At 57.7% G+C, this 24,798-nt stretch carries 26 protein-coding genes; 9 read left to right on the top strand and 17 right to left on the bottom strand.

Annotated elements, in window-relative coordinates:
• The first annotated feature begins 6 nt into the window (after positions 1-6).
• The gene (locus tag Q3Y53_RS09255) at positions 7-3,438 is read left to right on the top strand and encodes an efflux RND transporter permease subunit (protein ID WP_303535283.1); all 3,432 of its coding nucleotides are present in this window, start codon (positions 7-9) and stop codon (positions 3,436-3,438) included.
• Positions 3,438-3,731 (top strand): hypothetical protein, encoded by a 294-nt coding sequence (locus Q3Y53_RS09250; RefSeq protein WP_303535280.1) that lies wholly within the window; start codon positions 3,438-3,440, stop codon positions 3,729-3,731. Before Q3Y53_RS09255 ends, Q3Y53_RS09250 begins: the two co-directional genes overlap by 1 nt.
• 198 nt (positions 3,732-3,929) lie before the next feature.
• On the opposite strand, the gene Q3Y53_RS09245 is transcribed toward Q3Y53_RS09250, so the two are convergent.
• From Q3Y53_RS09245 to Q3Y53_RS09225, 5 genes are all read right to left on the bottom strand, one after another.
• Entirely contained in the window at positions 3,930-4,391 is a 462-nt protein-coding gene (locus tag Q3Y53_RS09245) for a hypothetical protein (protein ID WP_303535278.1), read from the bottom strand.
• Positions 4,392-4,431: 40 nt separating this feature from the next.
• Positions 4,432-5,292: a hypothetical protein gene (locus tag Q3Y53_RS09240; protein ID WP_303535276.1), complete on the bottom strand. Its 861-nt coding sequence runs from the start codon at positions 5,290-5,292 to the stop codon at positions 4,432-4,434.
• A 122-nt stretch (positions 5,293-5,414) separates the two neighbouring features.
• Positions 5,415-5,882: a hypothetical protein gene (locus tag Q3Y53_RS09235; protein ID WP_303535274.1), complete on the bottom strand. Its 468-nt coding sequence runs from the start codon at positions 5,880-5,882 to the stop codon at positions 5,415-5,417.
• A 3-nt stretch (positions 5,883-5,885) separates the two neighbouring features.
• Entirely contained in the window at positions 5,886-6,371 is a 486-nt protein-coding gene (locus Q3Y53_RS09230) for a hypothetical protein (protein WP_303535272.1), read from the bottom strand.
• 90 nt (positions 6,372-6,461) lie between these two features.
• Positions 6,462-8,120, bottom strand: coding sequence for an alpha-D-glucose phosphate-specific phosphoglucomutase (locus tag Q3Y53_RS09225; protein WP_303535270.1), 1,659 nt, complete (start codon positions 8,118-8,120; stop codon positions 6,462-6,464).
• Positions 8,121-8,231: 111 nt separating this feature from the next.
• On the opposite strand from Q3Y53_RS09225, the gene Q3Y53_RS09220 reads away from it, so the two are divergent.
• A complete protein-coding gene (locus Q3Y53_RS09220) occupies positions 8,232-8,582 on the top strand; it encodes a hypothetical protein (RefSeq protein ID WP_226425076.1) in 351 nt (116 codons plus the stop codon).
• Positions 8,583-8,638: 56 nt separating this feature from the next.
• Positions 8,639-8,776 carry a hypothetical protein gene (locus tag Q3Y53_RS09215; RefSeq protein ID WP_303535267.1) on the top strand — a complete coding sequence of 46 codons (138 nt, stop codon included), beginning with the start codon at positions 8,639-8,641 and terminating at the stop codon, positions 8,774-8,776.
• A gap of 6 nt (positions 8,777-8,782) precedes the next feature.
• Here the strand turns inward: Q3Y53_RS09215 and Q3Y53_RS09210 are convergent, their stop codons facing one another.
• From Q3Y53_RS09210 to Q3Y53_RS09170, 9 genes are all read right to left on the bottom strand, one after another.
• Complete coding sequence (locus Q3Y53_RS09210; RefSeq protein WP_303535265.1) at positions 8,783-9,154, bottom strand: hypothetical protein; 372 nt, start codon at positions 9,152-9,154, stop codon at positions 8,783-8,785.
• A gap of 212 nt (positions 9,155-9,366) precedes the next feature.
• On the bottom strand, positions 9,367-11,403 hold the full coding sequence (locus Q3Y53_RS09205; RefSeq protein ID WP_303535263.1) for a tetratricopeptide repeat protein: 2,037 nt from the start codon (positions 11,401-11,403) through the stop codon (positions 9,367-9,369).
• A gap of 46 nt (positions 11,404-11,449) precedes the next feature.
• Entirely contained in the window at positions 11,450-12,850 is a 1,401-nt protein-coding gene (locus tag Q3Y53_RS09200; protein ID WP_303535261.1) for a phosphatidylserine/phosphatidylglycerophosphate/cardiolipin synthase family protein, read from the bottom strand.
• A 39-nt stretch (positions 12,851-12,889) separates the two neighbouring features.
• Complete coding sequence (locus Q3Y53_RS09195) at positions 12,890-13,096, bottom strand: hypothetical protein (RefSeq protein ID WP_226425082.1); 207 nt, start codon at positions 13,094-13,096, stop codon at positions 12,890-12,892.
• Positions 13,087-14,160, bottom strand: coding sequence for a DUF4912 domain-containing protein (locus Q3Y53_RS09190; RefSeq protein ID WP_226425306.1), 1,074 nt, complete (start codon positions 14,158-14,160; stop codon positions 13,087-13,089). The genes Q3Y53_RS09195 and Q3Y53_RS09190 overlap by 10 nt, the downstream gene beginning before the upstream one ends.
• 184 nt (positions 14,161-14,344) lie before the next feature.
• Complete coding sequence (locus Q3Y53_RS09185) at positions 14,345-15,115, bottom strand: phycobilisome rod-core linker polypeptide (protein WP_226425083.1); 771 nt, start codon at positions 15,113-15,115, stop codon at positions 14,345-14,347.
• Between the two features lie 107 nt (positions 15,116-15,222).
• On the bottom strand, positions 15,223-15,816 hold the full coding sequence (locus Q3Y53_RS09180; RefSeq protein WP_303535258.1) for a phycobiliprotein lyase: 594 nt from the start codon (positions 15,814-15,816) through the stop codon (positions 15,223-15,225).
• Positions 15,817-15,878: 62 nt separating this feature from the next.
• Entirely contained in the window at positions 15,879-16,217 is a 339-nt protein-coding gene (locus Q3Y53_RS09175) for a hypothetical protein (protein WP_226425085.1), read from the bottom strand.
• Entirely contained in the window at positions 16,217-16,861 is a 645-nt protein-coding gene (locus Q3Y53_RS09170; protein WP_226425086.1) for a metalloregulator ArsR/SmtB family transcription factor, read from the bottom strand. Before Q3Y53_RS09170 ends, Q3Y53_RS09175 begins: the two co-directional genes overlap by 1 nt.
• 158 nt (positions 16,862-17,019) lie before the next feature.
• Between Q3Y53_RS09170 and Q3Y53_RS09165 the strand changes: the two genes are divergently transcribed.
• From Q3Y53_RS09165 to Q3Y53_RS09145, 5 genes are read left to right on the top strand one after another with little or no spacing between them, the layout of a single operon-like run.
• A complete protein-coding gene (locus Q3Y53_RS09165; RefSeq protein ID WP_038553034.1) occupies positions 17,020-17,376 on the top strand; it encodes a ferredoxin-thioredoxin reductase catalytic domain-containing protein in 357 nt (118 codons plus the stop codon).
• 5 nt (positions 17,377-17,381) lie between these two features.
• Positions 17,382-18,821, top strand: coding sequence for a Fe-S cluster assembly protein SufB (sufB, locus tag Q3Y53_RS09160; RefSeq protein WP_226414485.1), 1,440 nt, complete (start codon positions 17,382-17,384; stop codon positions 18,819-18,821).
• A gap of 43 nt (positions 18,822-18,864) precedes the next feature.
• The gene (gene sufC, locus Q3Y53_RS09155) at positions 18,865-19,653 is read left to right on the top strand and encodes a Fe-S cluster assembly ATPase SufC (protein WP_226425088.1); all 789 of its coding nucleotides are present in this window, start codon (positions 18,865-18,867) and stop codon (positions 19,651-19,653) included.
• Between the two features lie 2 nt (positions 19,654-19,655).
• Positions 19,656-20,834 (top strand): SufD family Fe-S cluster assembly protein, encoded by a 1,179-nt coding sequence (locus tag Q3Y53_RS09150; RefSeq protein WP_226425089.1) that lies wholly within the window; start codon positions 19,656-19,658, stop codon positions 20,832-20,834.
• Positions 20,831-22,111, top strand: a complete 1,281-nt coding sequence (locus tag Q3Y53_RS09145) for a SufS family cysteine desulfurase (RefSeq protein ID WP_303535246.1) — start codon at positions 20,831-20,833, stop codon at positions 22,109-22,111. The genes Q3Y53_RS09150 and Q3Y53_RS09145 overlap by 4 nt, the downstream gene beginning before the upstream one ends.
• Positions 22,112-22,117: 6 nt before the next feature.
• On the opposite strand, the gene Q3Y53_RS09140 is transcribed toward Q3Y53_RS09145, so the two are convergent.
• The 3 genes from Q3Y53_RS09140 to Q3Y53_RS09130 all read right to left on the bottom strand — a co-directional run bounded on the left by Q3Y53_RS09140 (position 22,118) and on the right by Q3Y53_RS09130 (position 24,781).
• A complete protein-coding gene (locus tag Q3Y53_RS09140; RefSeq protein ID WP_303535245.1) occupies positions 22,118-22,291 on the bottom strand; it encodes a hypothetical protein in 174 nt (57 codons plus the stop codon).
• A 142-nt stretch (positions 22,292-22,433) separates the two neighbouring features.
• Positions 22,434-22,772 (bottom strand): MscL family protein, encoded by a 339-nt coding sequence (locus Q3Y53_RS09135; RefSeq protein ID WP_226425092.1) that lies wholly within the window; start codon positions 22,770-22,772, stop codon positions 22,434-22,436.
• Positions 22,773-22,867: 95 nt separating this feature from the next.
• Entirely contained in the window at positions 22,868-24,781 is a 1,914-nt protein-coding gene (locus Q3Y53_RS09130) for a prolyl oligopeptidase family serine peptidase (protein WP_303535244.1), read from the bottom strand.
• Positions 24,782-24,798 lie beyond the last annotated feature (17 nt).

The raw sequence follows: 24,798 nt of genomic DNA, 5'->3' as shown, positions 1-24,798 counted from the left end.
TGATCGATGTCTGCTTCCAATAACTTCATCACCCGGCCGGTTCTCAGCACGGTCTGCAGCCTGCTGATCGTGATCGTCGGTTTGATCGCGATTCCGATCCTTCCGATTGAAAACCTCCCCGACATTGCTCCTCCCACGGTGAAGGTGCAGGCCACCTACGTGGGCGCTGACGCTGTTGCGGTTGAACAGGGGGTCACCTCCGTGCTCGAGCAGCAGATCAACGGGGTGGAGAACATGGACTTCATCACCTCCAACAGCTCCTCGGATGGTGTGAGTTCAATCTCGGTGTCGTTCGACAGCGGAACCGATGGCAACATCAACCAGGTGAATGTTCAGAACCGCGTCTCCCTGGCTGAACCTCAGCTGCCGGAAGAGGTGCGCAAGTCGGGTGTGACGGTGAACAAGGCCTCCAACTCGATCCTCCTGGTTTACAACTTCGTTAACGAAGACCCCTCCAAAACCGAATATTCGGTGGAGACGATCAGTGGTTATCTCGACAAGAACCTCACCGACAACGTCAAGCGGGTGAAGGGCGTCGGTGATGTCACCTACTTCGGTAACCGCAAGATCGCCTTTCGTCTCTGGCTGGATCCCGAGAAACTTACCGCCAACAATCTTTCGGCCACCGATGTGGTCAACCAGCTGCGCAGTCAGAACCGTCTGGTGCCAGCAGGCAAGATCGGCGGCTCCCCTGCGCCGGAGGGGCAGGAATACACCTTCACGGTGCAGCTTCAGGGTCGTCTAACCAGCACACAGGAATTCGAAAACATCATTCTCAGAACCACCGATGCCGGTGGCCTGGTGCGGTTCAAGGATGTGGGGCGGGTGGAGCTTGGCGGTGAGATCTACGGCATCGATGCCATGGATCTCAAAGGCACGCCTTCGGTAGGCATCGCCATCTATCAGCTCTCGGGCAGTAACGCCATCGAGGTCTCCAACGGCGTTAAGGAGGTGTTGGGTGAGTTCGAGAAAACCCTGCCGGTTGGTCTCGGCGTGCAGAAGATCTACGACACCACCGACTTCATCAACCAGTCGATCAAAGGTGTGACCAATTCCCTGCGGGACGCAGTGATCCTGGTGGTACTGATCCTGTTTCTGTTCCTGCAGAACTGGAAGGCCACGCTCGTACCCGCCATTGCTATTCCAGTGGCTTTGATCGGCACCTTTGCCCTGGTGCTGGCTTTCGGTTTCTCGCTCAACCAGCTCACCCTGTTCGGTCTTGTGCTGGCCACCGGCCTCGTGGTTGATGACGCCATCACCGTGGTGGAAGACACCTCTGCCAAGAAGGCTGAAGGGATGACGTCGGTGCAGGCCGCCATGGAAACCATGGATGAGCTGTTCGGGGCTGTGATCGCCACGTCGCTGGTGAAGATGGCGGTGTTCCTGCCGGTGCTGTTCTTCCCGGGTGCCACCGGCACGATCTACAAGCAGTTCGCCGCCACGATCCTTTTCTCGATCGGCATCTCCACCTTCAACGCACTGACGTTCTCGCCGATGCTGTCGGCTTTGCTGCTGTCCCGCGAGACCAAGGAGCTCAGCCGCAATCAGTACGCCTCGGCCGGCGTGGTTCTTGGCTTTATCTATGGCCTGCTCAGTGCTGGCAACGGAGCGGCAGCTGCTCTAATTCCAACGGTGATCGGTGCGGTGATCGGCTTCATCGCCGGCAAGATCAGCGGGCTGCCCTTGCGTCTTCCCTTCACCGCTGGTGGAGCGGCAGTGGGTGTAATCACCACAGGCGTGATCTTCTCCAATCCGATCCCGGTGGTGCTGTTTACCGCTATCGGAGGCGGCGTTGGCTACTTCATTCCGGTGATCTTCACCAACTTCAATCGCCTCTACGGCGGCTTTGAAAAGCGCTACGCCACGATCCTCGACGGCGTTCTCAAGGCTCGCCCGATGGTGATGGCAGCCCTGGCTGCGGGCATCCTGCTCACCGGATTTGCCTTCACCCGCATTCCCGGTGGTTTTGTGCCGATTGAAGACCAGGGCTACGCCATCGGTTTCGTTCAGGCTCCTGACGGGGTCTCCAACGAGAAGACCCTGGCGATCAACCGTCAGGTTGCTGAAGTGATGCGCACGGAAGAGGACATCGCATCGGCAGCCCTGTTCAGCGGCGCCAGTCTCGATGGCAACGCGCCCAACAAGGGTCTGTTCTTCATTGGCATGAAGCACTGGGATGAACGGCCCGGTAAAGACCACACCGTGGGTGCTGTGGTGAAGCGGCTCAACGCCAAGATGTACGACGCCATTGATGCCGGACGGGTGTTCGTGGTGGAACCTCCCTCCATTCCCGGCTACGGCACCGGCGGCGGTTTTGAGTTCCAGCTGCTCGACCAGAGCAGCGGTGTGTACTCGCTGAATGAGTTCTTCGGCACGGCCCAGCAGATCATGCAGGCCGGCAATGCCGATCCCATTCTCAATCGGGTCTATTCGCTGTTTTCGCCCCAGGCTCCGCAGTACAAGATCGATGTAGACCGTGAGCAGATGGCATCGCTCGGGGTCGACTTCGGTTCAGCGATGTCGGCTTTCAGCGTCAACTTCGGTGGTCAATATGTGAACGACACCTTCCAGGAGGGCAAGGTTCGTCGCGTCTATGTGCAGGCGGATGAGGTGAGCCGGGCCACCCCACAGCGCTTGTCGGCCATCTATGTCGCCAATACCAAGGGTGAGCAGATTCCTCTCTCGGAGTTCTTCACCGTGAAGCAGACGGTGGGACCCAGCGTCATTCCCCACTTCAACTTGTACCGCTCAATCAAGATTGAGGGCACCCCCAAGGAGGGCAACAGTTCCGGTCAGGCGATTGGGGCGATGAAGCAGATCTTCAACGCCGGCAGTTATCAAGGTCTTGGTTTCGACTGGACTGGCATCTCCCGCGAAGAAGTGAAGGCCGGATCCCTCGCCGTGGTGATCTTTGCTCTTGGCATCCTGGCGGTGTTTCTGGTGCTGTCGGCTCAGTACGAGAGCTATACCGATCCGATCATTATCCTGCTGACCGTGCCGACGGCTCTGCTGGGAGCCCTTGTGTTCCTTGGGGCGGCCGGCCAGGTGCTCAACATCTATGCCCAGGTGGGTCTGGTGATGTTGATCGGCTTGGCTGGCGGTAACGCGATTCTGATTGTCGATCTGGCCAATCAGAAAATGGGCGAAGGTGAGTCGGCTCTGGAAGCCGCCAAGTTTTCGGCCAAGTCGCGTCTACGACCAATCTTGATGACGGCGATCTCTTCCCTCACCGGATTCCTGCCGCTGATGCTCGCCAGCGGTGCTGGTGCGCAGAGTCAGTCATCCCTGGGTCTGGTGGTGTTCGGTGGTCTGTTGGTGGCCACCTTCCTCTCCACCCTGGTGGTGCCTGTCTTCTATGTGGTGATGAAGACCCTGCTGGGAGAGGCCGATGCCAAGCCCCCTGAGGACGGCTCAACGCCCACCCCGCAACCGAGCTGATGGCTGAGCTGAACACTGAGGTGAATCAGCGCAAGCCCTTCAGTGGCATGCGTGTGTTGATTGCTGTGGCTATCGGTGCCGGACTTGGTTTGGCGGTGGCCTATTTCCTCAAGGTGCTGATTGACAACAGCCCTGCCGAGATTGCTCTGGGTCGTTTGCGTCTCTTCTATTTGATGGTGATCACATCAGGCGGTCTGGGGGGATTTGCGATCGAGACGATGCGTCAGTTGCAGGAGCAGGCCACCGATCCTGCCTATCGGCACAGCAATTCACATCGCGGTGGTCGTCGCTGATTAAAAAAAAGATCACAAATCAGAGAAGAAGTTTCCCTGGCCGTTATGATTATTTTGTGTTCTTGTAGGCCTAATGCGTGATAATGGGCGAATGCAATAGAGCATAATTATTGGAATTAAGCCTGCCTGATTATATGCTTGTTATATAGATTTTTCTTGAGTCAGATTCTAAAGTTCTTGCTTTTCTGATTAACTTATTCAGTTAACTTCAGTCACGTCTGACAAAAGTGCTTTCATGGGCTGGACGTATTGCTTGTCGTCAAAGTCCATGATCGCAACGCGCCGATCGCCGAAGTTGTCTTCGTAAACTATGGTGAAAACGTGCATGTGCTCTACCTTCTTGAACAAAAGGCCAATTATGCCGATCCGGCGAGCTAAGTCGTAATCACGTTTGATTAAGCTTGAGTCGGAATAGTTCCAGTGAATTATATCGCGGTAAAATATTTTTTCAGATGTTCTGCCTGTTCTAGGAAAATAAAATTTAAGCCATTTACGGAAAAATTGGGCATTGCATGGAAATTTTTGATTGACATCAAACAGGCAATAAAGATCCCTGAACTCCTCGGCAGCGTGAGAGGGGTTTTGGTGAAGTGTTGGGGTTGAAAAAGCAATTGCTGCGCCTAAAAGCAATGCCTTTAGGCCTTGTTTTACTGATTTCATAGTTATGGGCGGGTACGAGTGCTGAAACTAAGTGGTTGTCTCAGACCATTTTGTATTCAAGGAATTCGACGATTTTATCCATCGTGTTGTAGAAGGCGGCTTTCATTTGATCGGAATTGGTGCCACCACCGAAAAACTGCATTCCAGTGATGCCGTCCAAGCGATTTGCGCGGTCTTTCCCCACTTGAGTGGTATTGCCGGTGAAGGTACGGGAAGCGATGATGTCTTCTTGGGAAGTGCTGATGATTTCAACTTTGATATCGACTTCGGAATTGTTTTCTACTTTTGTTCTGGTACTGCTCCCAATACCAAAGACTGCTCCCATTGGGTTGATGCTTGTTGAGGCATTCTGAGTGGATGAAGCTTTCAGGATGATCGGGCGGATGATATATCGGGCTCCCAGTGATTTGGCGACGGCAATTAGCTCAATGATGTTGCTGTCATTCACCAGGCTTTGGGCGCCGGAGTTGCCCATGGATCCATACATGCCCATATTTCTCATCTGCAGCATTTGCATTTGCTGCATCTGCATTGCATAAGGGTTGGCACTGTTTTGGATGCCAGCCACGTTGTTGACTCCACCTCCAACTCCACCGCCAGAAAGAGTATTTTGCAATTGGCGCTGGACTTTGAACCATGCAATCGTACGAACACCGCCGTTTCGGATGGTTTGGTTGAACACCTCCGTCGCGAAATCCGTCAAGGCGCCAGCTTGTCCTCCAGACTTATCTTGAACGGGCATCAGCACGACCTTACGGCGTGTGCTGAACCTGAAGCCGCTCAGGGAATCTCGAGGTCCTTCAAGCTGTGCATAGGCCTGCTGCTCGGGCAGGGTTGAAATCGAGGCTGCCGCCAGAGCCGAAATTACGCAGGTAGCAACGAACTTCTGACGGGCGCCCATAGGTCTATTGAAACTGGGGTAAGTAATATTACTACTGTTATGTAATCCCATAATGGGTGTGTGCAGGATTTCTACTTGTCACCTGAGTTGGCTTTACAGGCAGCAAGGCTCTTCGATTTCAGTTATTCGATTAATCTTGGAAGAATTGTGCTGATCTCTTCACCGAATTTGCCTGCAACTTTTAAGTTCTTGAAGCGAATCAGTGCGGTGCGTCGTCTCCCGTCATCGCCATTGAATTTGATGGCGTAATCAATAGTTCCGGAAGTTTTCGTTGCTAGAAATCCAAGCAATCCAATGGGACCAAGCAGGAGAGTGGTAACAGTGCCAATAACTAGATTAGAGGATTTGTGCAGGTCTTCGTAAACGACTAAATCCAAGAAGTTGCTTTTATCGACTAGTAAAAAATCGGTAGGTAAATTGGCCTTAATTGTGTTGCTACTTAGCTTGACATCGCAGGGATGGTAATCGGAATAGTAAGAACATATGGCGTCGTAATCGGCTGCTTTGGCATAAAATGGACAGGTGTATGCAACGAGAGGAACTGCTAGCAGCTGCGTGAGTATCTTTTTTGAAAAAAAACTTTTCCGCATGGGTTAAAACTTGTATTCGTTTATGAAGAAATCAGGAACGAAGCATGCTTTTTCGATTTGAGAATAGCTGCTGATATTTTCATTTTTTTCTATGCAGGCAAGCATTGTTTCGGAGTTCTGAAATGCTTGCATCCACCCTGCCGCTGAAGGCCCTCCGCAGTTCCCATTGATTTTGCAATCACGAGCTGCACGTCTCGAAAAATCAAACATTTGTTGTCGTAAAGCTTCAACGCGTGATTTCAGATGTGAAACCTCAGGGCCAAACTGAATTAGGAGGGCAAAGCAATGCCCCCAGCTGCTGAAGCTTCCACAATAAGTTTCCGCACGTTCCTCTAGCCATTTGCTGCATGATTCTTTTGTCGCATCTGGTTTGTAGGCACAGATTTCAACCTGTTGGTTGAATTCTTCTGGCGTGTAACTCAGGAAATCCTGTGCTTTCAAGCCTTCGGCTTGAATCATTACTCCGAAGCCAGCCAGTAGGCCGACCATCGACGCTCTGCAAGCAGTTTTGGCTTTCATAGAGGCTTGAGAAACAGAAACTTTCCTTGATGAATCAAAAATTTTTTTGAAGATTGGATATTAAGTGATCACTGTGGGCTGATCCATGCCCGTGCGTTGCTTGATCTCAGCAAGGTCGTTAATGGCGCTGATCATCTCGGCCAGGGCGCCCTGGGGATCCTGGTTGAGGTCGCCAGTGTTGGGCACATAGCTCTCCAGGTAGACGCGAATCGTTGCGCCTTTGGTGCCTGTGCCGGAGAGACGCACCACCACCCGGCTGCCATCGTCCAACAGGATTCGCAGGCCTTGGCCCTTGGTTACGGACCCATCAACCGGGTCGGTGTAGCTGAAGTTGTCGGCTGTGCTGATGACGCGTCCGGCAAAGGCTTGACCCACCAGGCTCGGCAACATGGCCTCCAGGCGGTCGTAGAGCCCATGAGCGGCGTCGCTGGCGACGGCCTCGTAGTCGTGCCGAGAGTAGTAGTGGCGTCCGAAGCGCTTCCAGTGCTCATCCATGATCTCAGCGACGCTGCAGCGCCGCACCGCCAGGATCTGCAGCCAGAACAGCACAGCCCAGAGACCGTCTTTTTCACGCACGTGGTTGCTGCCGGTGCCGAAGCTCTCTTCCCCGCAGAGGGTGATCTTGCCGGCGTCCAGCAGGTTGCCGAAGAATTTCCAGCCCGTGGGCGTTTCGAAGCAGTCAATCCCCAGTTCCTTGGCCACCACATCCACCGCAGCGCTGGTGGGCATGGAGCGGGCCACACCTGCCAAGCCGTTGGCATAGGCCGGAGCTGACGTGGCGTTGGCCGTGAGTACGGCGAGGCTGTCGCTGGGATTCACGAAGCAGCGCTGGCCGAGGATCATGTTTCGATCGCCATCGCCGTCGCAGGCGGCGCCGAAGCGGTAGTCGTCACTTTCAAGCAGCAGCTCGGCCAGCTCGTGGGCGTAGGTGAGGTTGGGGTCGGGGTGACCGTTGCCGAAGTCTTCCAGGGGGGTACCGTTGCGCACGCTCCCCGCTGGTGCACCCAGCAGCCCTTCGAACAAGCGGGTGGCGTAGGTGCCGGTGACGGCATGCATGGCGTCGAAAGCCAGCGGGAAGTCGCTGCGAATCAGTTCGCGGATCTGTTCGAAGTTGAACAGCTCCTGCATCAGAGCAACGAAATCATCGACGCCGTCGATCACCTCCACCTGCATCGCGCCGATGCTGTGCAGACCAGGGGCATCCAGCGGGATCGCTGCCGCATCAACAATCGTGTAGTGCTCAAGGGTCTTGGTGCACTCATACACCGCATCGGTGAAGGAGGCGGGGGTGGGCCCTCCGTTGGCGCCGTTGACCTTGACGCCGAAGTCGCCATTCGGTCCGCCGGGGTTGTGGCTGGCGGAAAGGATGATGCCGCCGATGGCCTGGCGCTGCCGAATCAGATTGGAGGCGGCAGGAGTGGACAGGATGCCGCCGGTGGTGACGATCACCTTGCTAAGGCCATGGGCCGCGCCCATCCGCAAGATCACATCGATGGCGCGACGGTTGCCGTAACGGCCGTCGCCTCCCAGCACAAGGGTTCCGCCTTGCACGCCCGGCAGCGTGCGAAGCGACGCTTCGATGAAGCTCTCGAGGTAATGGGGCTCCTCGAACTGGCGACTGCTCTTGCGTAGGCCGGAGGTCCCTGGCTTCTGGTCGGTGAAAGGGGTGGCCAGGGGCACCTGGCGTTGGGTCGGTTCCGCAGGGGCCGAGGTGGTCATCACAACGGATGGGGGCTATATGCGGAACCTAAACATGGAAATCCTCTTGCAATGCGTCGGGCGCGACCAGTTGACGCCGCTACCCTTTGGCCCGCACCAATCCCGTCGACCATGCATCGCTTTCTGCTGCTGTTGATCGTCGGTATGGCTGGCATGGCTTCGTCAGTTGGTGCATCTCAGAGTTGGAAACGGGCCCTTCCTTTGACTGTGGCTTCCCAGGAGGCAGTCAATGCCGCCAATGCTGTGATCACTCAGTCTGGCTCGGAAGAATGCCTGCGCGGCAAGCTTTCCAATGCCATCGTGCGGTTGTCCAACAGTTGCGATGTGTCTGGCCACTCGTCTACAGCGTGTGAGTTGGCCTCTGAAATTGCTGGTCAGGAAAGCGAACTCAGCATGGGTGAGATGCTTGCCACATCCGAGACCCTGCTCGATCTTCTCGGCGATCAAGCGACATCCCACTGATCAACTCAGTCTTCTGGAGACGTTCGGCGGGACAGTTGATTTAAGAATCACCAGCCATGGATTCACGGCTGCAGATGTTTGTGGACACGATCAAGGAGCACCCTGACGTGACCGTGGCGGTGTTGGATGCCGTTCGCGGAGAGGTCGCCACCCTGCTGATGCAGGGCCAGCGATTCAGCTTCGGCTTTGATTGAGGCAGCTCAGGCCTGACGCGCTTTGGGCTTTTCTTTTTTGATCGCAGGCTCGGCGCAAACCCTCGGGATGCGTCGGGCTGTGGTGGTGATGGTGTCCTTACGCCGGAAGTCGTTGGTGTTGGCGACTTTGGCTTCATCCATCAAGGACCACAGCACGTCTTTGCAGAGACCGGGCAACCTGGAGTGATCCATAAGAGGATCGGCGAGCTCGCGAACCTTCGCGCATGCCTCCGTTGAGTTGTCGCGTGAACACGCGTAGGCGGCCTGTTCAATGCTGCGCAATTGATCCTTGCTAGGCCATGGCTCGAAGGGCTCAGCCGCGATTGCGGGACTGGCGATGGCGAGGAGCAGCAGAACGCGTGTGAGCTTGGAAGTCATGGGTACAGTTTGGCGTGATTTGCGCAGTTGAAGCCAATCAATATTTTGAAAGATAGGTCGGCAAAGTATTTGATGATGACTTGATCGCGTCAGCTTTCGCTCGATCTGCTTTCATTAGAGGGGAAAGATCATTTTCTTTCGCTTCTCGATGATGATGGAGTATGTTTTCTCGTTCATTGCATTGATATCCCTTGGTGAAGGTGTCTAGGTGTCTACAACGGTTTGTAGGCCCAGAATTGATACATACTTTGAAAGGTCGATGGATTGTTGTTCTCGAATTCTCCCCAGTTGCTCAGTGAGGTTCCATTGCTGTCCTCTGGAAAATGGTGCTGGTAAGCAGTCTTGATGGATTTCGGAAGCATGAATCCACAAAACACTAATTTCTCGGCTGCTAAAAGTTCTTCCAGGGTCCTGGTGGTGAATTGATGCTCCTGAACGTGAAAGCAAAGGTCGCGGCACTCGGAGAGCGAATAGAAGTCATTCGCAAGGATTGATAGATCTTTTAGTTTATGCTGATTATCGTCAAAGACTTGCTTGCGAAAATCTCTGATGCCTGCCGGCGTGCTTTGAATGCTCAGGTTTTGGATCAGCTCTCGTGCTGCTGAGACTTTCTGTCTGGCAAGTTTGCTGTAGAGGCCGATCTTGAAATAGCCGCCGGGCTTCAGTTTGCTGTTGAGTGTTGCCAGCCCCTTGGCGGGATTTTGCATGTGATGCAGGACGCCGCTGCACTCAATCACGTCATAGACATTCTTGAGTTGATTGGCATCCAGAATGTCGAGTTGCTGGAGCAGAACATTATTCATGTTGTACTCCTGAGATTTTCTTGCTGCGTAGGCCAGGCTATTTTTGCTGATGTCAATGGCAGTGATTTGCGCATTTTTATAGCGACTGGCGTTGATCACTTGGTTTCCCGTTCCGCATCCGGCAATTAGGATCTTTGGGCTTGAGTTGAGTGAGAGTTCATTCTTGAACGCAAGATTTGCAATGGTTGTTTCTAAGGAGATGAACTCAGCTGTTGGTTTTGCGAAATGGGGATGAGTGTGGTCTGCATGTTTGTATCGAGGGTATGGATTTTCTTCGTACATTTGCTGGACTGCGATTGAGACATCGTCGGTTACTTCCTCGCTGAGGCTGAGGTTCGCTTTGATGCTCTTCTCTGCTTCGATCTCGTTGTATTGGGTGTCGATGAAGGCTTTGCTCTCATCGCTGTTGATGGGGTATTTGCTGATTTCTTCTTGAGTTGTAAGGTCATGGATGGGTGCATAGCAGCCAATCATGGGTAAATATCGATTGAAAAGCTTTTCGCTTTTCTTCGCTTCTGTGATCAGATCGTTGATCCATTGTTTTTCCTCGTCTGATTGCCAATAGACATATTCATTGAGGAAGCATTGTGTGGCCAGTGCTTCTAGGAGGAGTTGGAGTTGTGGTGTTATTGAGCTGTCGGTTCTGATGTGTACCAAGAATTCCTGCCTTAGGCGTGTGAGGAATTCCTCGATCTTTTGATGAGGCGGTATAAGTAACGTCAGTGATTTTCTAAAGATCCAGTCTGAGGCAAGGCGATGAAGGGCCTGATTCTGGTCTGTGATGATGGGGTTTGATTTGGCTGCTGTTTGAATGTCTTCAAGGTAGTCTTGAACGAAGAGTGTGCAGAGTTTGCGATGGGAGAAGTCTTCGCGATTGAGCAGTATTTCGTAGGCTTTTCTGGCGTGCTCTCTATTTAGTGGGTTGATCTTGATGTCGCTGGCAAGGCTTTTCAAGTTTTGCAGTGCTTCGATGTTGCTTTCATCGAGCTCGATGGCCTTGATGGTGGCTGTTAGGGCTTCATCTGTTTTTCCAAGGTCTCGATAAATGCTGCCCAGATTCATCTGAACAGTTGACGATCGATCGTCAAGATCGAGTGACTTTAATGTGAATTGAAGTGCTTGATCAAGCTTTCCGATGTCCCGATATAGATTCCCAATATTGCTGTAGATCTGCGGGTCGTTCGGCTCGAACTCTATGGCCTGTTCGTAGTTTTCAAGGGCTTCTTGGATTCTGCCACTGTTCTTGCATATGATCCCGAGATTGCAAAAGACTGCGGGATCAGACGTTCCCGCAGTGATCATTTTTTTGTAAAGCGACTCGGCTTCCCTGAGTCGACCTGTCTGGTGTGAATAAATGGCTTGGTTAAACCATTTTTGAAAGTTCAGTTGCGGCTTTTTTGTTGATTTACTTGCTTTTCCATTTGCTGCTTCTCCAAATCCAGCCACTTCATTTCTCTGTGCTTGTTTGAGTTTAGAGCTGAGCCAGTGGTCTTCATCTCCTCTCTACCCCATCCCCGCATCGAATCTTTTGACGATTCAGTTTGCGGCGCATCCTTGCAGTGATTCCGAGTTCTGCTCCATCCCAGAGGCGATCCATTTCGCGCGTGAAGTGTTGGGCGAGTTGGGGTGAGTGGATCACCAGCAGGGTTTCGTCGTTGGTGTGGGCAGCAGAGGGCGACCAATTGAAGGATCCAGTGATCACTTTGCGGTTGTCGATCACGGCGAACTTGTGATGGAGCTTGTCGCCACGGGCGAGGCGTGGGGTGCCGATGCCCTTCAGGCCTTGATCCAGGGGGAGGTTGCCAGCTTCCACCTTGCAGGCGTGATCCGGAAGGCTGACCCCCAGTAGATCGAGCACTTCCGAGAAGGGGCGGCTCGCAAATCCTGGATCGGCGACCAGCCTGATTTCAACGCCTTCTTTGATTTGTTCCCGCAGCACATTGGTGAGTTGCTGTGCCGAGAACACAAACAGGGCCATGTCGATGTGTTGCCTTGTGGCTTTCAACTGCTTTGCCAACAGGTTCAGCCCGTGATTTGCATCTCTTTTCGGATGGGGGGAGAACAGCGCATCCACTCGGGTGCCACCGATCTGCACGGTTTGCACGCCTTCTTTTGCTTTCTGCAGGCCAAAGCGACTGTCCTGCTTGCCACCGGGGCCATCCCCCCACATCTGGGTGAATTCCTTGCGGAACACCAGTGCGAGCTCAGGGCTGTGGAACCGCAGCAGGTGATTCACGTTGCCGCGGCTGGATGGCCGGCCAGAATCACCGTGAAGGCCGGAACTGGTGAGATTGGCGCTGCCCGTAATCACCGTTGTTTGATCGATCACCAGAAATTTGTGGTGCATCAAGCCGCTGCCGCTGCTCCCGTCTTCGGTGTCGTCAATCAGTGGAATCTGCGCGGCTTGAAGGAGCGCCACGGCATCAGCGTGGAAGGCTTCTTCCGGACTCGTGCTGCCATCCCCATTGCTGTCGGCCAGGCGGTTCAACTGATCCCAGCGCTGCCTGCCTCGCTGGTTCAATCGGCTGGGTCGTTGTTCGCTCCAGGCTTGGCTGTAGCTGTTCTCCAGGATGACGGCAATGCGAACACCACGGTTCTCGGCTGCGATGAGGGCCTGGGCAATCCTTGGAAGACTGAGCTCTTGCACGGCCACCAGCACCTCGTCGTTGGCGGCATCAATGGCTTCAATCAGCCATGCCTCCATGTCGTCACCATTGCGCCAGTCGCCTGTGAGGGGTGAGCGGTAGCGCGATCTGGCGTTGTGGTTGAAGACCACATCGATCTGCTTGGGTATCGCTAGATCTGCCGGAGCCGTGCCCACCACCGATCCCGCCTGGCTGCAGCCACTGCAGAGAAGAGCCGCTGCCATCAATCCCAGCTTGCTCTTCAGCATCGAGACCAAGACCTTGCCTTGATCAAAGTTCCCCCGTCTTCAGTGGGGCATCTCCGATGTCTTCAGCATCGCAATAAACCAGAGTCCGCTCAACACGAGGGCGACGCCCACACCAGCTCCGATGCTGACCCGTGCCATCACCAAAGGCACCACCAATGGAAAAACCATCGCCCCCGCGAGGGGGGTGATGGCCACGAACCAGCGCAAGGACGCCGGTGCTTTGGGATCGGAAGGGTTCAGAACCACTCGGCGCGGGCTTCGCTGGCGGGGTTGCTGTTGTCTTCCGGGGTCTCACGTTTGAAGTTGAGCGTGATGTTGCGCTTCTGTTCCCCATCCGAGGCGGTCGCCTCAATGGCGTACATCTGCTCGCCATCCCGGAAGGGCACCTGGATTCGGAATGTTCCGTCGGTGGAGAGAGGCACTTCTTCGCCGCCGATGGTGAGGCGAGCTGAAGGGTCGGTGGCGCCGTAGACGATCAGTTCGGCGTCAGCCACCAGCCAGAAGGAGCGTTGGCGAGGAGCCACACCACCAAGACCAGATTCGTTGCGACCGCTTGCCCAGAGACCAGCTCCCGAATCGTTCAAGCCGCTGCTGTCACCGGAGACGTCAAAACCTTCTTGGAATTCTTCAGAGCCAACCCGACGGCGGCTGAAGTGGACCGTGGCAGTTTGGTACAGCCGTTCATGCAAGCCACTGTTGCTTGACTCGATCGGCGCGACGGGAGCTGCAGCGGATTCGGCCGGGGCCGCATCGAGGCTGAAGGGCACGAACTGATCAAGAATCTGCTCGCTGGGGTGCAGAGCGGGCACGCGGGCCACTGAGGAGAAGGCCAGAGACATCCAAGTGGCGCCGATGCGATAGCCCAACTCAACCCGGTAATCCCGGTCGCAGAGAGGAACAGGCAAGTACCACTCTGTGCTGTGGCTATCGACGGGCACTTCCTGCAAGGTGTGCGGATGGGCATTGCCGTCCTGCATGCCGGTCACGTCCGCTAGGCGCAGGCAAAGTCGGCTGGCTCCATCTTTTTGGGCCACCTTGCGGTCTGCGTCCGAGATCTCCCAGAACACGTAGGCCCACTGGGGATCACGGGGCAGGAACACCACGCGGGTATCGCTGCTGCCCATGGCCGGTGCGTTGAGTTCCGCCTCGATGGCCTTCAGGTCTCCACCACGCTTCTGCTGACGCTGGGCAACCTCGTCGACCAGGGTCTCCTTGCTCTTGCGGCTGTAGAGCGGCACCCCTAGGTCGCTGGCGATCTGACGTAGTTGACGAAGGGTGAGACGTGCCAGTGATGACAGGGTTGGGGACACGTCCAAAAACTCCATGTTTCGTTTGGGATCATTGTGATCCGAAAAATTCCTTTTCGAAGCGTGAAGGGGCCAAGGGTCAGTGGATCCTGACTACTGGTTGAGCGCTGACCTCGGGGATCACAGTCAGTGACACAAAAAAAGCGGAGCCGAAGCCCCGCTTTTTTGAAGTTGCTTGGGGCCGGGATCAGCGGCCGATGCTGCGGTAGGGCACTTTCGACATGTAGTCCATGTCGGCGCCGCCGCTGGGGGAGACCCCGCGGGGGCCAGACATTTCGGCAGCCCAGGCCATGTAGTCCTGAGGGGAGCCACCTTTGCGGATCTTGGCGCGGGCGGGAACCTTCTTGGCGGGGCCGCCGGTGAAGACGATCTGGGGGAAGCCCAGGATTCCCCGGTAGTACTCGTCGTAGCGGGGGGTCGTGATGTTGAACGGCGTGTCGCCCAGCTCGCGGCCGGGAAGCACGCGGTTGCGTTGGTAGGGAACGGTGTCGTAACCGAAGGAGTCGAGGTACTCGGCGCTGTCGAGCAGAACATCGACTAGGCCTTCCAGGCCTTTGGTCGCAATCACGATGGACCAGGAGAGTTCTTCCCCCTTGCCATTCACCTTGCGTCCCAGGATCCGCTCGCACAGGTGACGGACAACTTTGTAGTTGCTGTTGAAGCCGTAGAAGGTGCGCTTGAAGGTGTCGGAGAGCACCAGGCCGCGAATGAAGTCGCGAACGGTGATCTGGCCATCCTTCAGCTGGGACTCAAGGTTGACGTCCCGATCTGTTTTGAAGGCGTGGAAGAAGATCTGCCGGTAGGCGGCTTCCACGACGGTGTCGAGATTGTCCCGATCGTCTGCGATCTCAAGGGAGTAGGCCCGGGATCCCTCATCGGAGCCGACACGGAGATTCGGAACACCAGTCCTCAAAGAGTTCTGGGTGATCGGTGCGTACTCCAGGAGAGGAATGGCCACGCGACTACAACATCCACTGTCGGCGATCGTAGAAGTGCTGGGTCTTGCCCCCTTCAGCAGCTGTTGCAGCGATTACATGCCGTAATACTTGCTCTAAGTATTTCTGCTTACCAGCCGAAGGGGGCGAGGGCGGCTCCGTTCGAAGCAATCGCTGGGCTGGTCTGATCAACATCGTCCAGCTGCCGGGTCTCGATGCAGAAGGAGGCGTTGTTGGAGAGCCCTTGCACCGTGCTGGTGCGCAGTCGTACGTTCTCGCTGGCGAACCAAAAGCGCTCGAGCGAACTCATCATTTCGTAGTCCGTGGTGAGGATCAGGCCGTTTTCGTCGTCCATGCGGAACTGGCCCGCCACCGGTGCTTTTTCGGCGTAACCGCGATCCCGCAGCAGCAGTCCGCGTCGCCCCGTTTCGTCTTCGGGGATCAGTCCGAACATGGTCTGGTCTTCATGGGATTCGCCGGCGCGATCCCAGGCCATCGATCCGCTCCAGCGCACCCAGCAACCGCCAACGATCTGCTCGACGCTGGCGTTGTTGCGCTCGGCGATCTCCGCGAGCCGCTCGTCCCCCTTCAGCAGTTCCTCCACCACGATGAACGAGGCTCCAGCTTCGGCGCGGCGATGCAGTAGGTGGTGTTGGCTGCGCTGCGAGGTCCAGCGGCCACAGCTCAGGCGAAAGAAGCTGAGGGCGTCCGAGATCTCAAGCATCGCCGGCGTTGAGGAACTGGATTGATGATGGCAGCCCGACCGCGTCAGTCACGAGAGCCATGTCAGCCACGGCAGCGGGCTTCGGAGGCGCTGATCAGATCGTCGAGGGTTAGTGCCAGGGGAGGCTTGCCCAGCTCAAGCGCCAGTTGATCCAGTTGCTCGGCGGCAGCATTGAGCTGCAGCAGCAGGGTATCGAGGAACATTTGATCTTCAGCGACAACGGGTTGTTGCTGGCACCAAAGGCGTCGTTGGCTTTCGTCTGGGATCGCGCCAGTGTTCTCTGGAGCAGCCATGGCCTGAAAGCTGTCCAGGCAGTGGCTCAATACCCGCAGGTGATGGCGATCCAGCTGGGGCAGCAGGGTGGCGTCGATGCGTTCAATCGTGGCCCTGTCGATGGCCATCAGCCCTGCGCCAACGGGGTGATGCGGAAGCCGCAGGCGTGGCCGCCCTCGAGTCGCCAATGCACCCGTTCGACCCGGCAGTCCGGCACGGTGCGTCGGATCAGCAGTAATTCCTGGTCGCACACCGCGGGGAATTCTTCGGCAATGCGCTGCACAGAGCAGTGGGCTTCCTCGAGCCTCCAGCTGATGCCGTCGTCATCCCGGCTGCAGACGGTGACGTAGCCCTCGTCGCGCCGCAACAGTGCCAGATGTTCGAGTCGAGCCTCCAGGGAGGCTTCGCCGAGGCTTTGCCGGTACTGGCTGGCCTTCGACTCCGCCTGCTGATCCAGCAGTTGGCGCACGGTCGCTTCGGGGAGATGGCTGCGCATCGAATCCAGCAGGCCGAGGGCGAAGCGGCCGCTGCCATCAGGGAACTGGGCCCGTCCTTCGTCGGTGAGGCACCAGCGGTTGCTGGGACGACCCGGGCCGCTGGCATTGCTGCTGGCGCAGACCAGGCCGCTGTCGGCGAGGGAGCGCAGGTGACGCCGCATGGCCTGAACGGAAATGCCCACAGCTCCGGCCAGGGCGCCAGCGTCCTCCTCTCCCCGCTCCAGTAGCAGGGAGAGCACGGCGTCGCGGGTGCTGTCGGGGGCCGAGGCGCTCATGACGAGGCGAAACCTCCCCACACGATGCCATCGAATTGCCTCGGCATGTCGGCCGAGTTGAGGGTCACAATGGAGAGCCCGCTGACCGGAGGCCTGTTGGCCTAGGCTTCCAGTAAGGAAACCGCGGGGTTTCGTAATTCGCCGCTCCCTCCACCTCCATGTCCGACGCCCCTCAAGAGCCGACAGCAGAAAGCCTGGAGGTCATCCGCAAGTTCGCTGAAACCTACGCGCAGCGCACCGGCACCTATTTCTGTGCGGACCCCAGCGTTACCGCTGTTGTTCTGAAGGGTCTGGCGCGTCATAAGGACGATCTGGGCGGAGCGCTTTGCCCCTGCCGCCATTACGAAGATAAGGAGGCCGAGGTCTCCCAAGCCTTCTGGAACTGCCCATGTGTCCCTATGCGCGAGCGCAAGGAATGCCACTGCATGCTCTTCCTCACCGAGGACAATCCCTTCGCTTGTCCTGAGAAGACGCAGACCATCACTACAGAAACGATCAACGCCACCGCCGGCTGAGCCGAATGACCAGTACCTCCACACGGGATCTCGTCAGCCAGCCGTACAAGTACGGCTTCGTCACCGAGATCGAGACCGACAAGATCGCCAAAGGTCTCAGTGAAGAGGTCGTTCGCCTGATCTCGGCCAAGAAAGAAGAGCCGGACTTTCTGCTGCAGTTCCGGCTCAAGGCCTTTCGCCACTGGCTCACCCTCGAGGAGCCCGATTGGGCTGCCCTTGGTTATTCCGAGATCGATTATCAAGACATCGTTTATTACGCAGCTCCCAAGCAGCAGGAGAAGAAGGCCAGCCTCGATGAGGTGGATCCCAAGCTGCTGGAAACCTTCGACAAGCTCGGCATTCCGCTGAGCGAGCAGAAGCGTCTCAGCAACGTTGCGGTGGATGCTGTTTTCGACAGCGTTTCGATTGCCACCACCTACAAGGAGAAGTTGGCGGAACACGGGGTGGTGTTCTGCTCCTTCAGTGAGGCGGTTAAGGAGCACCCCGAGCTGATCGAGCGCTACCTCGGAACGGTTGTCTCCAGCAACGACAACTATTTCGCCACCCTGAACTCAGCGGTGTTCAGCGACGGATCCTTCGTCTTCATCCCAAAGGGCGTCGAGTGCCCGATGGAGCTGTCCACTTACTTCCGAATCAATTCTGGTGACACCGGACAGTTCGAGCGCACCTTGATCGTTGCCGAAGAAGGTGCCTCGGTGAGTTATCTCGAGGGCTGCACGGCACCGATGTTCGACACCAACCAGCTGCATGCGGCGGTGGTGGAACTGGTGGCCCTTGACGACGCCTCCATCAAATACTCCACGGTTCAGAACTGGTATGCCGGTGATGAAAACGGCGTCGGTGGCATCTACAACTTCGTGACCAAGCGAGGCCAGTGCCGCGGTGATCGCAGCCGCATCAGCTGGACTCAGGTGGAGACCGGTTCAGCTATTACCTGGAAATACCCCAGTTGCGTGTTGCAGGGTGCTGATTCGGTGGGTGAGTTCTATTCAGTGGCCCTCACCAACAACTGCCAGCAGGCCGACACCGGTACCAAGATGGTTCACGTCGGACCGCGCACCCGCTCCACGATTGTGAGCAAGGGCATCAGCGCCGGCCGCTCCAGCAACAGCTATCGCGGTCTCGTGCAAATGGGGCCCAATGCCAAAGGCGCTCGCAACTACAGCCAGTGCGATTCGATGCTGATCGGTGATCAAGCCGCTGCGAACACGTACCCCTACATCCGTTCGCAGCAGCCGCAGGCGGCCATCGAGCATGAGGCCAGCACCTGCCGCATCTCCGAAGACCAGCTCTTTTATCTGCAGAGCCGTGGCATCGGGTTTGAAGAGGCCGTCTCGATGATGGTCAGCGGCTTCTGTCGCGACGTCTTCAACCAGCTGCCGATGGAGTTTGCCGCTGAGGCTGACAAATTGCTGGCCCTCAAACTCGAGGGGTCCGTGGGCTGATCCCCTCCCCCGCTTTGTCTCTGTTTTTTCAACGACGCCTTCCGTGATTCGCCCTGACGCTGAGCTGCTGCTCGATATCCAAGACCTGCATGCCTCCGTCGAGGACAAGCCCATTCTCAAGGGTGTGAACCTGCAGGTGAGGGCGGGTGAGGTGCATGCCGTGATGGGCCGCAACGGCAGTGGCAAGAGCACGCTCTCCAAGGTGCTGGCTGGACATCCCGCCTATCGGGTTACGGGTGGCACCGTCCGCTATCGCGGCCAGGATCTGTTTGAGCTGGAGCCTGAAGAGCGGGCCCGTCTGGGGGTGTTCCTCGGATTTCAGTACCCCGTTGAAATTCCTGGCGTCAGCAACCTGGAATTCCTGCGGGTGTCCACCAATGCCCGGCGGGAAAAGCAGGGGGAGGAGGAGCTCGACACCTTTGCCTTCGAGGACCACGTGCACGAGAAGCTCAAGGTGGTTCAGATGGATCCTGCTTTCCTCGAGCGCAGTGTGAATGAAGGCTTTTCCGGGGGAGAGAAAAAGCGCAACGAGATTCTGCAGATGGCGTTACTGGAGCCTGTGGTGGCGATCTTGGATGAAACCGACTCCGGCCTGGATATCGATGCTCTACGCATCGTGGCCGGAGGTGTGAACCAGCTGGCGACGGAAGACAACGCCACGCTGCTGATCACCCACTACCAGCGTCTGCTCGATGAGATCACTCCGGACTATGTGCATGTGATGGCGTCAGGCCGGATCCTGCGCACCGGAGGCCGGGAGCTGGCGCTTGAGCTGGAGCAGACCGGATACGACTGGGTGGATCAGGAGCTGGCCGCTCAAGGAGCTGCTTGACCATGGCGAGCAGTGTGCTGGCGCCAGTGCAGGAGCGCGGTCGAGCCGCCCTGGAACAGCTTGGTTTGCCCAACCGCCGCCAGGAGCCCTGGCGTCTCACCGACCTCAAACGTCTTGCTGCTGTATCGGCATTGCCGGCCAGTGCTTCGCCGCTGTCCACATCCCTGCCGGCCAGCCTGGAAGGGGTGACCCGGCTGGTGATTAATGGGTTTGATGATCCCTTGGCTGGGCAGGTTCTTCCGGACGGAATCACGGCGCTGAATGCCGAAGAGCTTGAGCAGGCCCTCGGCCACACCCTGGACCGCTGCGGTTGTGCCCAGGTCTGGCCCGTGGAGTTCAACCACGCCAAAGCCCAGCAAATCCTTGCCCTCAGGGTGCGGGGACGGGTCGGCCCGTTGGAGCTGGTCCTTGCGGCGGGTGCCGGGTTGAACGCCACGCGGGTTTTACTGCTGTTGGAGGAAAAGGCAGAGCTGGAGCTGATGCAGGTGCTGCTGGCTGAGGGGGCGTCGGCTCACAGTCATGTGTTGGAAGTGCATCTGGGGCAGGAGGCCAAGCTGCGCCATGGCGTTCTGGCCACGGCGGATGGCGCGTCATCGCTGATGGCCCATTTGGCTGTCGAGCAGGAGCCTCGCAGCTCCTATGCCCTTACCTCGGTGGTTCAGGGCTGGAACCTGGGACGGGTTGAGCCTCGGGTGGTGCAAGTGGATGGCCAGGCGCAGACCGTGCTCAAAGGTTTGGCTGTGGCCGGCGCCGATCAGCAGCTGGCCACCCACTCCGCGGTGCGCTTCGACGGGCCGGAGGGAGAGCTGGATCAGTTGCAGAAATGCCTGGCCGGTGGTCAATCCCATGCAATTTTCAACGGTGCCATCAGTGTTCCCCGCGATGCTCAGCGCACCAATGCTGCGCAGTTGAGCCGCAACCTGCTGCTGTCTGAACGTGCCCGGGTGGATACCAAGCCCGAGCTGGAGATCGTGGCGGACGATGTGCGCTGCGCCCACGGCGCCACCGTGTCGCAGCTTCAGGACGATGAGCTGTTTTATCTCCAGAGCCGGGGTATCGCTGCGTCGGATGCAACGGCGCTGCTTCTGCGTGGTGCCTGCCAGGAGGTGATTGCCCAGCTTCCTGCTGCGGCTCAGGCTTGGCGCCCCCTGGAGCGCGTGATGGAGAGCCTCGCCTCATGACGATCGCCGCCGAAGCACGATCTAGTGCTGATTTTGTTGATTTATCGTCGCGATATCGTGCCGATTTTCCGATTCTTGAGCAGTGTGCTCCCGATGGTCGGCCGCTGATTTATCTCGATCACGCTGCCACAAGCCAGAAGCCTCGTCAGGTGCTCGAGGCGCTGCAGCAGTACTACAGCTGCGACAACGCCAACGTGCATCGCGGTGCTCACCAGCTGAGTGCCCGCGCCACCGATGCCTTTGAAGCAGCCCGCAGCACGACGGCGGCCTTCGTGGGCGCCGCCAGTGCCCGAGAGATTGTCTTCACCCGCAATGCCAGCGAAGCGATCAATCTGGTGGCGCGCACCTGGGGTGACGCCAACCTCAAGCAAGGGGATGAAATCCTCCTCACGGTGATGGAGCACCACAGCAACCTGGTGCCCTGGCAGCTGTTGGCTCAGCGCACCGGTTGCGTGCTGCGCCATGTGGGTATCACCGAATCTGGTGAGCTGGATCTGCAGGATTTTCGGGCCCAGCTCAATGAGCGCACCCGACTGGTGAGCCTGGTGCATATCAGTAATTCCCTGGGCTGCTGCAATCCTCTTGATCAGGTGATCCCCGCAGCCCATGCCGTTGGCGCCAGCGTGCTCGTGGATGCCTGCCAGAGCCTGGCTCACAAGCCGATTGATGTTGCGGCTCTCGATGCCGATTTTCTGGTGGGCTCCTCCCACAAGCTCTGTGGCCCCACCGGCATGGGTTTTCTCTGGGCGCGGGAGTCGCTGCTGGAGGCGATGCCTCCTTTCCTGGGCGGCGGGGAAATGATCCAAGACGTTTTCCTCGACCACAGCACCTGGGCGGTGTTGCCCCACAAGTTCGAAGCGGGTACGCCTGCCATTGGTGAAGCGGTGGGCATGGGGGCCGCGATTCGTTATTTGCAGGCGGTGGGTCTGGAGGCGATTCAGGCCTGGGAGGCGCAGCTCACCCGGCATTTGTTCAACCGGCTGCAGGCCATTGATGGTGTGAGGGTCTTGGGCCCCACGCCTGAGCAACAGCCCGAGCGCGGTGCTCTGGCCACATTCCTGGTGGATGGGGTGCATGCCAACGACATTGCCGCTCTGATCGATGCATCCGGGATCTGCATCCGCAGTGGTCACCATTGCTGTCAGCCCTTGCACCGTCTCTATGACGTGACGGCTTCAGCGCGAGCCAGCTTGAGCTTCACAAGCACCTTTGAAGAGATCGACCGCTTCAGCGAGGAGCTCGCCTCCACGGTTGCCTTCCTGCGCGAACACAGCTGAGCTAGCTCAGGCGGCCAGCTGATCGTTGCTTGCTGCTGATTCGCGTTGCTGTAGGGGGACAACCTTGTTGGTCTCAATGGCGTACTTCACCCAGCGGTAAGAGCGTGCGCCGGGACGGGGTGCCGCGTTGATCGGCTCAGGGCTGGCGTAGCTGTTGCCGCGGTAACGCAGGATCCGCATTAATACTCAGGAGGCTGGCGCCACCCTCTCAGGTTCAACGCTTTTTGTTGGGTTCCGTGGGGCACAGGTTGAAGTTTCCTGCTGGTTGCTGGCTCAACCCATCACATCTGCTGAACGGGGTTGTGTGGGTTGTAACCATCTGCTAGCTCAGCTCTGGTTCTTCGGTGGATGCAGAGGTTTGCCGCTCAATCCGTTTGATCGCCTTGAGGATGAGAAACAGCATCCAGGCCACAAGGAGGGCTTCGATGATGGTGTCAAATAACTTTCCAATCTCAATGGCGCCGCCGAAATAGTCGATTTTGAGATCTTCGAAACTGCCTTTGGGAACCAATGGGTTCAGGAGTGGCATCAACAGGTCTTTGGTGACTGAATCGACGATTCTTGTGAATTGCTGCCCCACAATGAATGCAATCGCGACCGTCAAAGCACTGCCCTTGGTGAAGAAGAACTCGACAAATTCGCGGCGCCAACGTTGAAGCATCAATACGAAACCAAGCTTTTTTTATCGTATATGGACTTTAGATTTGGTCTATTTATTGTCTCGATCTGTCGTGATTTGATGATGCCCTCTGGCCTTCACTTTCGCTGCTCAGACAGGCCCAATTGACGCCGAAAAAAGGCTTCTGTCTCTTCCAGAACCTGGATTTGGGTGGCTTGGTTGCGGAAGCCATGGCCTTCGTCGTCGAAGAGCCGCACCTCCACCGGGATGCCATTGCTGCGCAGGGCTTCGGCCATGCGTTCGGTTTGTTCCGGAGGCACCACCTTGTCTTTCAACCCCTGGAAGAACAGCACCGGACAGCGAATCCGATCGGCATGAAACAGTGGCGACCGTTGCTCATACAAAGGACGCGCTGCGGGCCATTCCCCCACCAGGCGATCCACATAGCGCGCTTCAAACCGGTGCGTGTCTTCAGCCATGGCTGTGAGATCACAGACCGCATAGCGGCAGGCTCCGGCCCGGAACACCTTGGTGAAGCAGAGGGCCGCCAGGGTGGTGAAGCCGCCGGCACTGCCGCCTTCGATGGCGATCTTGCCGGGATCGGCGCGACCGGCCTCGATCAGGGCCTGGGCTGCGGCGGCGCAGTCGGCCACATCCACCACGCCCCAGCCCCCGTTGAGGCGCTCCCGATAGTCCCGGCCGAATCCTGTTGAGCCGCCGTAATTCACGTCCACAACGCCCCAGCCTCGAGAGGTCCAGTACTGAATCGCGAGGCTGAGGCCGCGGCGGGCCATGGCCGTTGGTCCGCTGTGGCTTTTCACCAGCAGTGGGGCGGCCCCTGGTGGGTTGCCGCTGGGGGGGTAATACCAGGCATGGGTGCGTTCCCCTTGATGGCCGTCGAACCACAGCGGTTCGGCCACGCTGATTGCCTCAACCGGTAACGGTGCCGTGATGGCGGGGCTGTGGCTCCAGAGCTGGGTGGCCGGTCGCAGGTCGAGTTCCAGTAGGCCGGCCACGCTGGTGCTGTTGCTGGCCACGGCTACGGCGCGGCCGTGGCATGCGCTCAAGCCCGCGAGGTCATCAAACGGTTGCGACAACGGCTGCACCGTTCCATCCAGACCGAGCCGTTGCAATGACCAGGCCCCGCGGCTGCAGACGGCAGCGATCAGCCGTTCCCCATCCCAGGCCGTGGTGCTCATCCTGTAGATCCACTGGGGCATGGCCGTTTCGGCCGCCATCGGCCAGGGCCTCTCCCAGGCGGCGTCGGCGCTGGACTGGAGCATCAGGTTCCACCAACCCGTGCTGTCCTCCGCCACAAGCAACTGCCCTTCGGGCAGCCATTGGGGTTGAAACACCGAGACGCCGTCGCCTCCGGCCAGCTGACGAGGTCTGAGTAGCCCGCCTGTGTCGCTGAACTCCGCGCACCAGAGACTGCTGCTGTCCCAGGGCATGGCGGGTTGCTGCCACTCCACCCAGGCGAAGCGCTGGCCATCGGCGCTCAAGCAGCCATAGCCGGCAAAGTCCGTCGGTTGGTGCAGCAGCAGCGGCGTCTGATCCGTTGCGTTCAGCTCCAGGGTCACCAGCTCGTCATGGCCGTTGATTTCACGGATTCCGATCCAGCGCTGCCTCGGCAGATCGAGGACGCCATCCGCAAGCTCCCAGTCGCCCTCCCGGCTGAGCCGTTGAGCTGTTGCCAGGGGGGTGGGGTGATTTGTGTTGGTCTGCGGCAGGCGCCAGTCCTGACGCCAGAGGCAGCCGCGCTCGATCCAGGTCAGGATCAACCTGTCCTGCTCCGCAGCAGTGGCGAGCACGCCGCCGCCGTAGTCATGCACGCGACTGCGCAGATTGCTGGGGGCCGGCGTCAGCTCCTGGGGCGTTGCCTCGGAATCGCCGAAACGGCGGATCAAGGCTGTGGTGCGGCCGCGCTCCTGGGGGCGCTGTTCCAGCCAGATCAGCCATAACGTTGCATCGGGTCCACTGACCAGGGACGGTTCCTTGAGTCCCGGCAAACGGCCAACGGCATGTTGCGCGGATAACGGAACGGCTCCCATAACGGCTGATTCAGGCC

The organism is Synechococcus sp. YX-04-1 (assembly GCF_030546365.1).
In the GTDB taxonomy this organism is placed as follows: domain Bacteria; phylum Cyanobacteriota; class Cyanobacteriia; order PCC-6307; family Cyanobiaceae; genus Parasynechococcus.
The sequence above is the reverse complement of the archived record's forward strand: the minus strand, read 5'-3'. Positions and strand labels throughout refer to the sequence as shown.

Bases quoted from the DNA above. Each gene is read 5' to 3' on its own strand.
- Q3Y53_RS09130 (WP_303535244.1), bottom strand. From the start codon at position 24,781: ATGGGAGCCGTTCCGTTATCCGCGCAACATGCCGTTGGCCGTTTGCCG.
- sufB (WP_226414485.1), top strand. From the start codon at position 17,382: ATGACCAGTACCTCCACACGGGATCTCGTCAGCCAGCCGTACAAGTAC.
- Q3Y53_RS09200 (WP_303535261.1), bottom strand. From the start codon at position 12,850: ATGCTGAAGAGCAAGCTGGGATTGATGGCAGCGGCTCTTCTCTGCAGT.
- Q3Y53_RS09180 (WP_303535258.1), bottom strand. From the start codon at position 15,816: ATGCTTGAGATCTCGGACGCCCTCAGCTTCTTTCGCCTGAGCTGTGGC.
- Q3Y53_RS09140 (WP_303535245.1), bottom strand. From the start codon at position 22,291: ATGCGGATCCTGCGTTACCGCGGCAACAGCTACGCCAGCCCTGAGCCG.
- Q3Y53_RS09210 (WP_303535265.1), bottom strand. From the start codon at position 9,154: ATGACTTCCAAGCTCACACGCGTTCTGCTGCTCCTCGCCATCGCCAGT.
- Q3Y53_RS09250 (WP_303535280.1), top strand. From the start codon at position 3,438: ATGGCTGAGCTGAACACTGAGGTGAATCAGCGCAAGCCCTTCAGTGGC.
- Q3Y53_RS09215 (WP_303535267.1), top strand. From the start codon at position 8,639: ATGGATTCACGGCTGCAGATGTTTGTGGACACGATCAAGGAGCACCCT.
- Q3Y53_RS09225 (WP_303535270.1), bottom strand. From the start codon at position 8,120: ATGACCACCTCGGCCCCTGCGGAACCGACCCAACGCCAGGTGCCCCTG.
- Q3Y53_RS09230 (WP_303535272.1), bottom strand. From the start codon at position 6,371: ATGGTCGGCCTACTGGCTGGCTTCGGAGTAATGATTCAAGCCGAAGGC.
- Q3Y53_RS09240 (WP_303535276.1), bottom strand. From the start codon at position 5,292: ATGGGCGCCCGTCAGAAGTTCGTTGCTACCTGCGTAATTTCGGCTCTG.
- Q3Y53_RS09145 (WP_303535246.1), top strand. From the start codon at position 20,831: ATGACGATCGCCGCCGAAGCACGATCTAGTGCTGATTTTGTTGATTTA.
- Q3Y53_RS09135 (WP_226425092.1), bottom strand. From the start codon at position 22,772: ATGCTTCAACGTTGGCGCCGCGAATTTGTCGAGTTCTTCTTCACCAAG.
- Q3Y53_RS09170 (WP_226425086.1), bottom strand. From the start codon at position 16,861: ATGAGCGCCTCGGCCCCCGACAGCACCCGCGACGCCGTGCTCTCCCTG.
- Q3Y53_RS09220 (WP_226425076.1), top strand. From the start codon at position 8,232: ATGCATCGCTTTCTGCTGCTGTTGATCGTCGGTATGGCTGGCATGGCT.
- Q3Y53_RS09175 (WP_226425085.1), bottom strand. From the start codon at position 16,217: ATGGCCATCGACAGGGCCACGATTGAACGCATCGACGCCACCCTGCTG.
- Q3Y53_RS09245 (WP_303535278.1), bottom strand. From the start codon at position 4,391: ATGAAATCAGTAAAACAAGGCCTAAAGGCATTGCTTTTAGGCGCAGCA.
- Q3Y53_RS09150 (WP_226425089.1), top strand. From the start codon at position 19,656: ATGGCGAGCAGTGTGCTGGCGCCAGTGCAGGAGCGCGGTCGAGCCGCC.
- Q3Y53_RS09165 (WP_038553034.1), top strand. From the start codon at position 17,020: ATGTCCGACGCCCCTCAAGAGCCGACAGCAGAAAGCCTGGAGGTCATC.
- Q3Y53_RS09255 (WP_303535283.1), top strand. From the start codon at position 7: ATGTCTGCTTCCAATAACTTCATCACCCGGCCGGTTCTCAGCACGGTC.
- Q3Y53_RS09235 (WP_303535274.1), bottom strand. From the start codon at position 5,882: ATGCGGAAAAGTTTTTTTTCAAAAAAGATACTCACGCAGCTGCTAGCA.